The organism is Nitrosomonas sp. sh817 (genome assembly GCF_030908545.1).
Classification (GTDB): domain Bacteria; phylum Pseudomonadota; class Gammaproteobacteria; order Burkholderiales; family Nitrosomonadaceae; genus Nitrosomonas.
In genome coordinates this window covers 1010473-1024770 of the sequence record NZ_CP133083.1, presented here as the reverse complement: position 1 = coordinate 1024770, position 14298 = coordinate 1010473, and the positions used below count along the sequence as shown (strand labels likewise).

Annotated in this window: 13 protein-coding genes; 6 read left to right on the top strand and 7 right to left on the bottom strand. The window is 49.3% G+C overall.

What is annotated here, in order from left to right:
- The first annotated feature begins 2 nt into the window (after positions 1-2).
- Both RBH92_RS04840 and RBH92_RS04835 read left to right on the top strand, forming a co-directional pair.
- Positions 3-2096: a TonB-dependent receptor plug domain-containing protein gene (locus RBH92_RS04840; protein WP_307933504.1), complete on the top strand. Its 2094-nt coding sequence runs from the start codon at positions 3-5 to the stop codon at positions 2094-2096.
- A 20-nt stretch (positions 2097-2116) separates the two neighbouring features.
- Positions 2117-2695, top strand: coding sequence for a YfiR family protein (locus RBH92_RS04835; RefSeq protein WP_307933503.1), 579 nt, complete (start codon positions 2117-2119; stop codon positions 2693-2695).
- Here the strand turns inward: RBH92_RS04835 and RBH92_RS04830 are convergent.
- Positions 2689-2811: a hypothetical protein gene (locus RBH92_RS04830; protein ID WP_307933502.1), complete on the bottom strand. Its 123-nt coding sequence runs from the start codon at positions 2809-2811 to the stop codon at positions 2689-2691. The genes RBH92_RS04835 and RBH92_RS04830 overlap by 7 nt on opposite strands.
- A gap of 127 nt (positions 2812-2938) precedes the next feature.
- Here RBH92_RS04830 and RBH92_RS04825 point away from each other — a divergent pair, with 127 nt between their 5' ends.
- Positions 2939-3808, top strand: a complete 870-nt coding sequence (locus RBH92_RS04825) for a hypothetical protein (protein WP_307933501.1) — start codon at positions 2939-2941, stop codon at positions 3806-3808.
- Positions 3809-4091: 283 nt separating this feature from the next.
- On the opposite strand, the gene RBH92_RS04820 is transcribed toward RBH92_RS04825, so the two are convergent.
- The 6 genes from RBH92_RS04820 to RBH92_RS04795 all read right to left on the bottom strand — a co-directional run bounded on the left by RBH92_RS04820 (position 4092) and on the right by RBH92_RS04795 (position 10692).
- A complete protein-coding gene (locus RBH92_RS04820) occupies positions 4092-5033 on the bottom strand; it encodes a septal ring lytic transglycosylase RlpA family protein (RefSeq protein WP_307933500.1) in 942 nt (313 codons plus the stop codon).
- Between the two features lie 36 nt (positions 5034-5069).
- Entirely contained in the window at positions 5070-6170 is a 1101-nt protein-coding gene (rodA, locus tag RBH92_RS04815) for a rod shape-determining protein RodA (RefSeq protein ID WP_307933499.1), read from the bottom strand.
- 58 nt (positions 6171-6228) lie between these two features.
- Positions 6229-8142, bottom strand: a complete 1914-nt coding sequence (mrdA, locus tag RBH92_RS04810) for a penicillin-binding protein 2 (protein WP_307933498.1) — start codon at positions 8140-8142, stop codon at positions 6229-6231.
- The gene (gene mreD / locus RBH92_RS04805; protein WP_307933928.1) at positions 8139-8630 is read right to left on the bottom strand and encodes a rod shape-determining protein MreD; all 492 of its coding nucleotides are present in this window, start codon (positions 8628-8630) and stop codon (positions 8139-8141) included. Before mreD ends, mrdA begins: the two co-directional genes overlap by 4 nt.
- Positions 8631-8670: 40 nt before the next feature.
- A complete protein-coding gene (gene mreC, locus RBH92_RS04800) occupies positions 8671-9561 on the bottom strand; it encodes a rod shape-determining protein MreC (protein ID WP_307933497.1) in 891 nt (296 codons plus the stop codon).
- Positions 9562-9633: 72 nt separating this feature from the next.
- Positions 9634-10692, bottom strand: a complete 1059-nt coding sequence (locus RBH92_RS04795) for a rod shape-determining protein (RefSeq protein WP_292925543.1) — start codon at positions 10690-10692, stop codon at positions 9634-9636.
- Between the two features lie 130 nt (positions 10693-10822).
- On the opposite strand from RBH92_RS04795, the gene gatC reads away from it, so the two are divergent.
- From gatC to gatB, 3 genes are all read left to right on the top strand, one after another.
- Positions 10823-11110, top strand: a complete 288-nt coding sequence (gatC, locus tag RBH92_RS04790; RefSeq protein WP_292925542.1) for an Asp-tRNA(Asn)/Glu-tRNA(Gln) amidotransferase subunit GatC — start codon at positions 10823-10825, stop codon at positions 11108-11110.
- Between the two features lie 74 nt (positions 11111-11184).
- Complete coding sequence (gatA, locus tag RBH92_RS04785; RefSeq protein ID WP_307933496.1) at positions 11185-12633, top strand: Asp-tRNA(Asn)/Glu-tRNA(Gln) amidotransferase subunit GatA; 1449 nt, start codon at positions 11185-11187, stop codon at positions 12631-12633.
- 45 nt (positions 12634-12678) lie between these two features.
- Positions 12679-14118, top strand: a complete 1440-nt coding sequence (gene gatB / locus RBH92_RS04780; protein WP_307933495.1) for an Asp-tRNA(Asn)/Glu-tRNA(Gln) amidotransferase subunit GatB — start codon at positions 12679-12681, stop codon at positions 14116-14118.
- The last annotated feature ends 180 nt before the right edge of the window (positions 14119-14298 follow it).

Genomic DNA, 14298 nt, shown 5'->3' with positions numbered 1-14298 from the left:
AAATGAAGTTAGCTGAATATTTTTCTCAACCATCATCGGCACTGCCACGAATGCAGCAGTTGCCGCTGGCGGCAGCTCTCATACTGACGTGTTTGCTGGTTGCTCATGCCGGTTTTGCCTTTGCGCAAAACAAACCGGCTGATAATCAATTCCTCAATCTCAGCATCGAAGAGTTGATGAATGTCAAAGTAACGACGGTATCCAGAACCCCGCAGAAGCTTACACAAGTCGCTTCAGCTATTTTCGTCATTACGCAAGACGATATCCGCCGTTCCGGCGCCACCAGCATCCCCGATGCTTTGCGTATGGCGCCCGGCGTACAGGTTGAACGTGTCGGTACCGACAAATGGGCGGTCAGCATCCGCGGTTTCAACGGGGTCTACGCCAATAAGCTGCAGGTGTTGATGGACGGCCGCAGCGTGTATTCACCGATATTCTCCGGCGTGCTGTGGGAACAGCAGGATACCTTGATGGAGGATATCGAACGCATCGAAGTGATCCGCGGCCCGGCGGCGACTTCTTGGGGATCGAACGCGGTCAATGGCGTGATCAACATCATCACCAAAAAGGCCGCCGATACCCAGGGCACGCTCTTTACCGCTGGCGGCGGAAGCTTTGAACACGGCTTCGCCGGTGCGCGCTACGGCGGAAAAATCAATGATGAAACGCCTTTCCGGGTTTACGCCAAAGGATTTACCCGCGGGCAAACGCAAGCATTGACCGGAGAACATATGAATGACCAATGGCATTCGGCCCGAGGCGGTTTCCGTGTCGATCATCAGCGCGGCATCGACCAATTCACGTTGCAAGGCGATGTTTTTTCCAACTTTGACGGCAGCACGCTCGACCAGAATGCGCGCTACCTGTCGGCCAGTCCGGATAGTCAAATGCGCGGGCACAACGAAGGCGGAAATATCCGCTTCCGCTGGGACCGGACTTTTTCCGAACAGTCATCGTTCATGCTGCAAGCTTATTACGACCGCCATCGCTCGCAGCTATTACCGATTGGAAAATTCGACGCGGAAAGTTTCGATGTCGATATGCAATACCGCTTCCCGTTGTCCGATCGCCACCAATTGACCTGGGGCGCCAATTACCGGCTCTATCACAATAAAGTGTTCGATAGTCCGTTGCTGACATTTTTTCCGCGTGCGCAAACCAACCATCTGATCGGCACGTTCATACGTGACGACATCGCGCTGATACCGGAACGCCTCATGTTCACCATCGGCAGCCGCTTCGAGCATAACGATTTTACCGGCATGGAAATACAGCCGAATGCGCGGTTGATGTGGACACCGAACCCGGAAAATTCGGTATGGATGGCGGTGTCCCGCGCTGTCCGCACGCCATCGCGCGCTGAAAACGATAGCCGGATCGATATTACACCTTTTATACCTACCGTACCCGGATCGGTTTTATCCAGCCTGCCTTTTCCGATCTCTTCAACGTTGCTCGGCAGCAGTCACTATAATTCCGAAAAGCTGATCGCGTATGAAATGGGCTACCGCCATCAATTCTCGCCGCAAGCATCGATCGATATCGCCGGTTTTGCCAACGACTACAGCCAATTACGCGATGTTTCCTTCGGCGCGTTCTCATTGAGCAGCGGATTACCGTTGCGATTGTTGCAACCGGTATTTATCAATAACCAGGGATCAGCCTTGACGTATGGCGTGGAAACCTCGATCGATTTGAAGCCTTTGGAGAACTGGCGCTTCCAGGCGAGTTATAGCTTCCTCAATATCGATTTTTCATCCAACAACTTACTCAAAGACACCAATCCGACCACCGGAGGGTCCGAAAAAACCAATCCTCAACATCAATTATCAGCTCGTTCCAACTACGACTTTTCTGAGAAATTACAACTGAATCTGTGGTTACGCTATACCAGCGAGATCGCTTTTTATCAGATTCCGAGTTACGTCACGATGGACACCAAGCTGGTCTATAGGCCAATAAAAAATACTGAGTTTTTTATCGTCGGACAAAATTTGTTCAGCCAGCATCACCGGGAGTTGACCTCCGACTTTATTCCACTAGCGTCGGCAGTTATTCCGCGAGGAGTCTTTGCCGGTGTGCAGTGGCGTTTTTAATAGAGATTAAGATAAAAGCGATGCCGTTATTGAGCCGATTAACTAAATGCGTTGAAGCACTGGCGAGCCGCCGGATCGGCCGTTTGCTGCTGACCGTGTGGTTAAGCTATGGCTTGCCGGCCGCTCACGAAACCGCCAGGGCTGATGACGCTGCGCTTGAATATCAGGTCAAGGCTGCTTTTATCTATAACTTCATCGCATTCACCCAATGGCCAAGCCATAGCGATCCGGTAATGAACCTATGCTTATATGGCGAGGATTATTTTGGCCATGAAATCGATAAATTGCAAAACAAAGCAGTCGGTACGCGATTGATCAGAGTGTCACGGATCAATAATCCTGAGCAATTGGATCAATGCCAGGCGATTTTCTTTACCAAATCGGTCAACGACAACCTAACGGAATTGATGCGCCATTTGACCGGCAAACCGATTCTGACACTCGCGGACAGTCCCAGTGCCGTGTCGAAAGGCATCGCCATCAATATGAGCCTGGTGAACGAAAAAGTCGTTTTTGAAATCAACCTGGGAATCGCGAGAAAAACGGGGTTGGATATCAGTTCAAAATTACTGCAGCTCGCCGTCAAGGTTCATCAATAATCGCTCTCGGATGCGCTGACGTTGATGCCGGCAGAGCAACCGGTAATAACAACCGGGAATCGCAGCAAAACACACGCCGATGTGCGTTGCGCGAATAGAAAAAAAACCTTTTTCATGGTTAATTCTTGTTTTTGCCCGTAAAAGGATTTCTTTACAATTAAGCTTGGCCGTCTTTCATCTCGAATTAGATAATCTATTGACCTGAAAGGATTATTATTACTCAACCCACAGGAGACTCTTTCTATGAAACCATTCAAATTATTCTTATGCGCGCTCGCCTTATTCGGCAATACTCATTGGGCTCAAGCCACGATTGCAAGCGACTCTGAAAAACTTTTCAATTGGGCGGAAAATACCTTCCCGTCGGTTTTCCCCAGCCGGCGCGCAACCCAAAGCATCGAACCCTGGTTATTCCGGCATTATCCGGAATCCAATATCTATGTCGGCGTCAACAAGAGCGACAATATCGTTTATGCGATGGGGGACCCTTGGGGAAGCAATCCGACCGTGATCGACTCGCTATCGAATCTGATTAACTACATCAATAATTCCGGCGGATCGAGTGCAATTGCCGCTTGCGATACAGCAAACACATTGGCTGGAGTCAATTACAGCCAGAGCGACAACGTCGTTACCGTTACAACCAGCGGTACATGCGCCGTGGTAGCGGATCTCTCTAACACCAATTTATGCAAAATCCCAGAACAGACGACCGCCAGCGGTATCTCCATACTCGGCAGCAATAACGTAACCTCATCGAGTATCGAGGGCTTATCGACCACCATCCCAGGATTGCCGAATCCGTTTCAAGCCATTGTCGACGCATCCGCTAATGTAAAACATTGCACCATCAACGCACCCGCCGCAACAGCGAATTTGGTTGTGAATTCCGATCTCTGCCTGGATATCACCACACCACTGACTGCTACATTGGGCAGTCTCCCAGTCACGGGCATTGTGGTGACGCCGCCAGTAAAATATTACACACGGGGAACTTACACCAACCAAGTTGTTGCCGATTGCTTTGCCACCGATGCTACAACGATTACCGATGCTTTTACCGGCGAGGCTTGGGTGAATCAGGACGGTAATTTTGTAAAAGTCGGCAGTTAATGGTCATAGAAAAAATCTGCACGACGGTGTGAGAAAAGTCACAGCCATATTTGAGATATAGGGGTATATTTCCTCTCTGTTTTCATCTTCAAAATATTCAGTAGGTATTAAACTTAGAATCAATTAATCGCAATCGATCCAAACATCGAAGCGGAATGTAAAAAACGTGGCGATACCTTTACTGATGAAGATGTTTTACATTCAACCGCTGATTGTGATGAACGATTTTATGACGAGGCCCTTTAATCCCTATTGCTTGCAATAGGGATTTTTTTTGCCGCGGTTAATCGGCTACTACGATCGGCGTAACCGCCAGATGCCGGCTGATCGAATTGGCCGCTAATTTGGCGACTGCTTGATCGGGATAAGGTCCCGCATGAATTTTGTACAGTCCATTATTTTTAGAAATGTTGACGGAATCCTTCAAAGAAGGAATTCTTTTCCGCACTTGCGCCAGAAAATTCCGGGCATTATCGGGCGAACCAAAAGCTCCCAGTTGCAAATAAACCAGAGCCATTTCTGCATTACTATCCGCCACCGGTAATGATTTTGATGGTTTGGAAAGAGCCAATGCCATTGAATCACCCTCGGGTATAATACTTTCGATTTCAACACGGCCGCTGCCGGCCGCCAATATGCCGAGCTTGTAAGCCGCCGTGTAGGACAAATCAATTACACGATCCGCAAGAAACGGACCACGGTCGTTGAGCCGCACGATCACCGTTTTACCGTTGTCCAGATTGGTTACCCGGGCATAGCTGGGTAATGGCAGTGTCGGGTGCGCTGCGGTCATCGCGTACATATCGTAGACTTCACCCGACGCGGTATTATTTCCATGATACCGGCGCCCATACCAAGAAGCGATTCCTCGCTTTTTATAAGGTGTCAATTCAGTCATCGGCTTAAAAGTTTTACCCAAAGCAACATACGGTTGCATATTTGCCGATCGGAGCGGCTCGGTTTTGGGAACAGCGTCTGGAACCAGATGCAAATTTGGTGGAGGGTTGTCTTCGGGACCATCATCAAGGTAATAACCGCCGCCACGTTTGCTACCGGCCGCTAAGCGATATTTCGAATCCGGTAAGACCGCATTGACTGCATCCGGTTTTTTTTGAATGGAAGATTGCTGGTTGTATTGCGGTGTGCTGCTGCAAGCGGACAATATCACTATTAGCAACGCCAGCAACAATCTATTTATATTTGCGAACGGTTTGAATATAAACAATTACAACTACCTCCTGCAAAACTGAATTCGTGTTTGTTATGTTTTGACAAGCTTGGGGTGTGTCTGAATACTCATCAAAATACCAAAACCCAGTAACATCGTCACCATCGAAGTGCCACCGTAACTGATCAGCGGCAGCGGTACTCCCACAATCGGCAGAATGCCGCTCACCATGCCCATGTTTACAAAAATATACGTAAAGAATGTGAGTGTAATGGAACCGGCAATCAATCTCGTAAATTGTGTTGAAGCGTTTGCGGTGATAATCAAACAACGTCCGATTACCAGAAAATAAAGCAATAATAACATGGTATTACCGATAAGACCAAATTCTTCGGAAAAGACCGCGAAAATAAAATCCGTGCTTTGCTCGGGTAAGAAATCCAGTTGCGTTTGCGTACCGTTTAACCAGCCTTTGCCGCTAATACCGCCGGAACCGATCGCAATTGACGATTGGATCGTATGATAACCGGCCCCTAGCGGATCTTGCGTCGGATCCAGCAATGTCATGATGCGGCGGCGCTGATAGTCATGCATGAATGTCCAAAGAACCGGCAGACTGGCCGATACCGTCAACAATAACCCCGCTATGATACGCCAAGACAAGCCCGCCAAAAACAGCACGAAGAAGCCGCTGGCAGCGATCAATAAAGCCGTTCCCAAATCTGGCTGCCGCAAAATCAAAAGCACCGGCAGCAACAGCAAAATCGTGGCACCGAGATAGTCACGCAAGCGTAAGGTAATTTCATGCTTATCAAAATACCACGCCATCATCAGCGGAATGGCGATTTTCATCAATTCCGACGGCTGAATCCGGGTAATTCCAATATTCAGCCAGCGCCGGGCGCCATTATTGATCTCTCCAAACAGCGCCACGCCGACAAGTAATGCAAGTCCCAACAGATAAAGCGGTAATGCCAAGCGCATGATTTGCTGCAAAGGAATATTCGCAACCAGCCACATGATCACCAACGCTATCAGCATATTGACAAATTGATTGCTGACCCGCGCCATATTGGCACCGGTAGCGCTATAGAGCACGAACAGTCCGACGGACATCAGCGCCACCAATCCGATCAGCAAAAAACTATCGACATAGCGCGTCAGGTAATGCCAAATGGTCTTAACTTCTATCATGCAATAATGAATTGATTGTCGATATTGGACGATCGTTTAAGACTCAACGACCGTTTTCTCACAAGTGATCATGACCACGATCACCAGCCGGACCGGCCGCTTGCGCTAGCGCTGTTTCCGGCATTTTTCCTAACAGATAATAATCGAATACTTGCCTGGCAATCGGCGCCGCCGTCGAACCGCCGGTTCCGGTATTTTCTACCAACACCGCTAGAGCGATTTGGGGATTTTCTGCGGGAGCGTACGCGATAAACATCGCGTGATCGCGGTGCCGCTCATTGATGCGTTTCTCATCGTAACGCTCTCCCTGTTTGATGCCAATGACTTGCGACGTTCCGGTCTTTCCCGCGAAGGTATAAGCCGCATTGGCGCCGGCTCTCGCTGCTGTTCCACCCGGCTTGGTAACATCCACCAATGCTTGTTTGACAACTTCCAGATGCCTTGGCTTTAAATTCAGGGTATACATTAATTGCGCCGGAATTTCCTCGATTTCGCCGGTTTGACTGTCCTGAATCTGTTTAACAAAATGCGGCCGGTAAGCCTTGCCTTCATTGGCAATCAGCATCGTTGCAAAAGCCAGTTGCAAAGGGGTCGTCAAATTGTACCCTTGACCGATTGAAACCGAGATAGTATCCCCGGCATACCACTTTTGTTTGTATTGACTCATTTTCCAGGCTGCCGACGGCAATAGCCCGGATACTTCGCCTTCAACATCAATACCCGTTTTGCGGCCCAGTCCGAATTGGCTGATAAAACTATAAATATTATCGATGCCAAGATCGTTTGCGAGACTGTAATAATAGGTATCGCACGATACAACGATGGATTTATGCAAATCGACCCTGCCGTGGCCGCCCGGTTTCCAATCGCGATAACGCCGGTCGACTCCCGGCAACGAAAAAAAACCGGGATCATTCATACTGTATTCCGGTGTTCGCTTTCCCAATTCCAATGCAGCAAGCGCCATGAACGGCTTGAATGTCGATCCTGGCGGATAGACACCGCGCAATGCCCGGTTATTGAGCGGCCGGTCAATCGATCCATTCAGCAACTTCCAGTTCTCATGATCAATACCGCCGATAAAAAGATTATTGTCATATCCGGGCTTACTGACAAATGCCAGCACTTCACCGTTATTCGGATCCAGGGCGACCAGTGCGCCGCGGCGGTCGCCAAAAGCTTGTTCTGCAGCTTGCTGTAGCCCTAAATCCAAAGAAAGAATCAGATTGCTGCCAGGAATCGGCGGCGTCCGGGACAAAACGCGAATCGAGCGCCCCGCCGCGTCGGTTTCCACTTCCTCGAAACCCGTGATACCATGCAATTGTTTCTCATAGCTCTGCTCAATGCCGATTTTCCCGATATGCTGCGAACCGCGATAATTGCGGAGTTCTCCGCTACGCTCCAGATATTCGAGATCCTGGTCATTGATGCGGCTGATATAGCCGATCACATGCGACACAATTTCTTTCTCCGGGTACTGACGAAATACCCGTGCTTTGATTTCAATCCCCGGAAAACGATAACGGTTTGCGGCAAAGGTCGCAATCTCCACATCTGTCAAGCGGCTCCTGATGGGAAGACTTTTGAAGCGCTTGCTTTCTTTCAATAATTTCTTAAAGCGCTGCCGGTCCGTTGAAGTAATTTCGATCAATGCCGCCAATTCATCCAAAGTGGCGTCAAGATCACTGATTTTACTGGGTACCACTTCCAAGGTGTAAGCCGAGTAGTTTTGCGCCAGCGCCCGGCCATTCCGGTCAAGAATCAAGCCCCTGTTGGGCACTACCGGAAGAATGGAAATACGATTCGCTTCCGCCAGGGTATGATAGTGCTCTTGTTGCGTAACCTGCAGATAATAAAATCGTGCATAGAGGACTAGAAATAACATCAGCATAAAACCCGCGCTGATGGCAAGCCGGATCCGGAATTTGTTTAATTCGACAGGAAGGTTGCGTAACTCAACGTGTTGCTTCATAACGCATCGGGATCGGGTTTGGGCTGCAGCAACCATGTCAGCAGCCAAGACATCGGCACCCAGATAATACTACCGGACACCGCAGCGATAAAAAATTGCCAATCGGTGATTGGTGCGCCGGTGGATGTGGCAACCAGCATGATAACGATTTGCATAATGAACAACACCAGGCCCACTTGCGGCGCTTGCTGCAACAAACCAAACAACCTTAAACGACGTCCGAAGATTGTCGTGAGATAAACAACCATGCAATAGGCCAAGGCATGCTGCCCCAGTATACTGACATTGCCGACATCCATCATGAGACCCATGCCAAAAGCCACACCCATGCCCATTCTGTTCGGATGATTGATATTCCAGAAAGCGAGTAAGAGTGCCACGAAATCAGGCCGCAGAAACGAAATTTCTTCAGGTAACGGCAAGAAATTCAGAATCAGGGCTGCTACCAAACTCATAGCGACAAACCAGCTACTCGCAGGCAAATACATATCCTGCTCTAAAAAGTTTTCCTGAATAGCGTTGTTTTCTTTATTCCTCTCCCGGTTCAATTGCCGGTACCTCACCAGACTCGTTAAGCTCCGATTGTACTAAGGATAAAACCAATACCTGCCGGTTTCGTTCCACGCCTGCCACCGGCGTGCTGATAATCAGCGCAAAATCACCGACTGGATCGTGCCCGATCCTTTCAACAATGGCAACCGGAATACCCGGCGGATAAACGCCCCCGATTCCGGAAGTAACCAACAGATCGCCGCGCTGAATATCGGTATTCACCGACAAGTAACGCAATTCCAATTCATTATTCTTGCCGCTGCCCGAAATGATTGAACGTAACCCGTTACGGGTGACTTGCACTGGCACAGCATGATCTTTATCGGTCAGCAGCGTCACTTCGGCAGACCATGGATAAAGCTGCGTCACCTGCCCAATGATTCCTTTATCATCAATAACCGCTTGTCCTAGCTGAATCCCGTGAAAGCTGCCTTTATTGATCGTAATTTTATGGTTAAAGGGATCGCGCGGTGTAGACAGGATCTCCGCCAAAACAGTTCTGGTTTTGATATTGGCTTGAATTTGCTGAATGGCTCCCAATAGTTTGCGCAAATGCAGATTCTCGGCTTCCAGCGCTTCCAGTTTCAACAATTGTTCGCGCCGGTCCCAGTACAGTTGACGCAGTTTGGCATTTTCTTCCAGCAAGTAAAAACTGCCAACAAACTTTTCCAACTGGTCATAAACGGTCGCAGGAAAATAAGCAATTTTCTGCAAAGGATGAATAAGCATACCTATTGTCTGCCGCAACTGCGGGAAAAACTTAAAACGGACATCTTCGGCAATCAACACACATGAAAGTAATGCAAATACCAATAATCGTGCAAACGGACCGGGGCCATTTCTGAAAAACTGAGGCGTTTTTTCCATTACGTCTCGTACTCAATCATTGAATCTTTTCCAGACCGGCACGCAAGAAAAACCTGAAAATTAAAGCACTAATTAGTCGCGAGCAAAAATACCGATTGATCGGTCCATATTTTCCAGAGCGATGCCAGCGCCACGCACCACGCAAGTCAACGGATCATCGGCAACGATCACCGATAAACCGGTTTCTTCCATCAACAACCGGTCAATATCCCGTAATAACGCACCGCCACCGGTCATGACCATACCCTTCTCGGCAATATCCGCTCCCAGTTCGGGCGGCGTATGCTCCAGCGCCGATTTAACCGCGCTCACGATGCTATTGAGCGGTTCCGCCAGTGCTTCCAGTATCTCATTACTTGAAATGGTAAAGCTGCGCGGGATGCCTTCCGCCAGATTACGGCCTTTCACTTCGATTTCGCGGACTTCGGAGCCGGGGAAAGCCGAACCGATTTCCTTCTTAATGATCTCAGCGGTCACTTCACCAATCAGCATGCCATAATTGCGGCGGATATAATTGATAATCGCTTCGTCGAATTTATCCCCGCCGACGCGAACCGAATTGGAAAATACGATTCCGCCTAACGAAATCACGCCCACTTCCGTGGTACCGCCGCCGATATCCACCACCATGGAACCGGTCGGCGATTCCACCGGCAGATCGGCACCCAATGCGGCAGCCATCGGTTCTTCGATCAATTCGACTTTACGCGCGCCGGCGCCATACGCTGCTTCCCGGATTGCCCGCCGTTCCACTTGCGTGGAACCGTAAGGCACACAAATGACGATACGTGGATTGGCGGAAAATAAACGCGGCGGATTCACCTTACGGATGAACATCTTGAGCATTTGCTCGGTCACGGTAAAATCCGCAATCACACCATCCTTCATCGGCCGGATTGCCGTGATATTGCCTGGTGTGCGTCCGAGCATTTGCTTGGCAGCAAGGCCGACTTGCTGAATCATTTTTTTCCCATTGGCGCCGCTTTCTTCGCGAATAGCCACCACAGAAGGCTCATCCAGCACGATACCTTGGCCGTGAACATAAATCAGCGTATTGGCTGTGCCCAAATCAATCGCCATGTCTGTTGAGAAATAACTTCCAAGAATGCTGTTGCTCAAGAAATTAAACATAGTGGCAGAATCCGATATTAGTAATTATGATGAGAGCGAATGATAAATAAAACCTGCAAAAAATAATACGCCGGTTAAACTGCGGCATGATACCCTAATACTTCTTTGAATATAAGGCTACCGATATAAAATGACTTTGTCTGTAAACGATGTAAAACGGATCGCTGAACTGGCTTATATTGAGATTAATGATCAAGAGGCAGAAGAAACTTTGGAGCAGTTATCCGGTATTTTCAATTTGATTGAATCCATGCAAGCGGTTGATACGGAAACCGTGGAACCGATGTCTCATGCGCAAAATGTTTTTCAGCGGTTACGAGAAGACGAAATCACGGAAACTGATCAGCACCAATTATATCAATCAATCGCGCCGCAAGTCGAAGCGGATCTCTACCTGGTTCCACAAGTCATAGAATAAAAAGCATTAACCATAAGTGACATAGAGAAGCATACCAACTTAACGAAAAATTTTTATCACGATTCCGTATCGCCATGTTTAACGACAGCCTTAAACAGCTCGCAAACCAGCTCACTGCAAAAAAGATTTCCAGCACAGAACTGACCACCGAATTTCTGCAACGCATCAAGCAACTCAATTCCGAATACAACGCATTCATCACGATTAATGAAGAGATGAGTCTGGCGCAAGCGCGGATAGCAGACAAAATGATTGCTGCCGGGGAAGCAGGACCGTTGACCGGTATTCCAATCGCTCAGAAAGACATTTTCTGCGCCAGAGGCTGGCTAACCACCTGCGGCTCAAAAATGCTGGCAAATTTCGTATCACCTTACGATGCTGGTGTCATCGAACGCTTCAATCAAGCCGGTGCCGTCAATATCGGCAAAACCAACATGGACGAATTTGCCATGGGATCGAGTAATGAAACATCTTATTTCGGTCCGGTGAAAAATCCTTGGGATCCGGCCGCGGTACCCGGCGGCAGCTCTGGCGGCGCCGCCTGCGCGGTTGCAGCCAGATTGGCGCCTGCCGCGACCGGCACCGATACCGGCGGCTCGATCCGTCAGCCCGCCGCCCTGTGCGGTATTTCCGGCATCAAACCAACTTATGGATTAGTATCCCGTTACGGCATGATCGCATTTGCTTCCAGTCTCGATCAAGGCGGCCCGATGGCCAAATCAGCCGAAGATCTGGCATTGCTATTAAATGTCATGACCGGTTTTGATGCCCGCGATTCCACCAGCCTGCAGCGCGAAGCCGAAGACTATTCCCGCGATCTGCAAAAACCGCTATCCGGTTTGCGAATTGGCTTGCCGAAGGAATATTTTGCCGCTGGCATGAGCGGCGATGTCGCCAGCGCTGTCGACAACGCACTGAATGAATACCGCAAACTGGGCGCTCAAACCGTCGAAATCTCGTTACCGAATGCACCGCTAGCAATCCCGGTTTACTATGTGCTGGCGCCCGCCGAAGCTTCGAGCAATTTGTCGCGGTTCGACGGCGTGCGCTATGGGTATCGTGCCGAATCATACAGCGATCTCGCCGATATGTACCGCAAATCGCGCGCGCAAGGTTTCGGCGCGGAAGTCAAACGGCGCATTCTCATCGGCACTTACGTGTTGTCGCATGGTTATTACGATGCCTATTACATTAAAGCGCAAAAGCTGCGCCGCCTGATTGCGCAGGATTTCACCGAAGCCTACAAACAATGCGACATTATCATGGGCCCGACAACGCCGACCGTGGCATTCAATCTGGGTGAGAAAAGCGGCGATCCGATTCAGATGTATTTATCGGATATCTACACCAGCGCCGCCAATCTAACCGGTATGCCGGCGATGTCGATTCCGATCGGTTTCGGCGACAGGAACCGTCCAATCGGTTTGCATATCATCGGTAATTACTTTAAGGAAGCGCATCTGCTGAATGCCGCGCATCAATACCAGCTGGTCACGGATTGGCATTTAAAATCACCTTTTTAACAATCATCAATCGATCGTCATCAATCGTTAGTCGAGAAAGCTATCATGCAGTGGGAAATCGTCATCGGTCTGGAAGTTCATGCGCAGTTGTCAACACGTTCCAAAATTTTTTCAGGCGCTTCCACCGCCTATGGCGCGCCGCCGAACACGCAAGCATGTGTCATTGATCTGGCGCTGCCGGGGGTGCTGCCGGTATTGAACAAAGGCGCGGTTGAGCGAGCCGTTAAATTCGGCCTGGCAGTCGGCGCCAAAATCAACTCACCATCGATTTTCGCGCGCAAAAATTATTTCTACCCCGACTTGCCGAAAGGCTATCAGATCAGCCAATACGAACTGCCGGTGGTGCAAGGCGGAACCATCACGATTCAAATTGAAGGTGAGGAAAAGACGATCCGTCTGACACGCGCGCACCTGGAGGAAGATGCCGGCAAGTCCTTGCACGAGGATTTTCATGGTATGACCGGTATCGATTTGAACCGGGCCGGAACGCCGTTACTGGAAATCGTCTCCGAACCGGATCTACGCAGCAGCGTTGAGGCTGTGGCTTATGCCAAAACCCTGCACGCTTTGGTGCGCTGGATTGGAATCTGTGATGGCAACATGCAGGAAGGTTCGTTTCGCTGCGACGCCAATGTCTCGGTTCGTCCGCGCGGCACTGAAAAGTTGGGTACGCGCTGCGAAATCAAGAATCTGAATTCATTCCGTTTTTTGGAAAAAGCCATCGACTATGAGGCGCAACGGCAAATTGAAATTCTTGAAGACGGCGGCACAATCCTTCAGGAAACAAGACTATACGATCCTGGTAAAGATGAAACACGAACCATGCGCAGCAAGGAAGATGCCAACGATTACCGCTATTTCCCCGATCCGGATTTATTGCCATTGGAGATTTCGCCAAGCTGGATTGCTCAAATTCAATCAACCTTGCCGGAATTGCCGCAAGCACGCCGCAATCGCTATATCTCGGAATTCGGCTTGTCCGCCTACGATGCGGCCGTGTTGACCAGTTCGCGCGAGACTGCGGATTATTTTGAATCAACAGTCAAGTACTTACCGTCACAAGCCAAACTATGCGCCAATTGGATAATGGGCGATATCAATGGGCAATTGAACAAAGACGGTATTGAAATCAACGACTGCCCGGTCAACCCTGAGCGGCTTGCCGCGCTCTTAACACGCATCAATGACGGCACCATTTCCGGCAAAGGCGCAAAAGCCGTATTTGAAAGCATGTGGAACGGTGAATTTGATCAAGACCCGGATGCGATCATTGCCGCAAAAGGCTTAAAACAAATTTCGGATGACGGTGCTATCGAAAAATTGGTGAATGAAATATTAGCCGCCAACGCGCAACTCGTTGCCGATTATCGCAGCGGCAAGGAAAAAGCATTTAACGCACTAATCGGTCAGATCATGAAGGCAACGCAAGGAAAAGCCAACCCAACGCAAGTCAACACTATATTGAAAAGAAAACTGAACGAATGACTTGGTTTTACTGCGAAACGGTTATCCTAGACATGCGCTATTTTAGCCGATCTGCATAATGAATCACCGATATGGTGCTATACTCGAACCGGTATTTTAATCGCTCAATGCCTAAGATTCGAGTATTCTGGAACCGCATACACGATAAAATAAAAATAACGATGGCTTTCTCTGTTATTC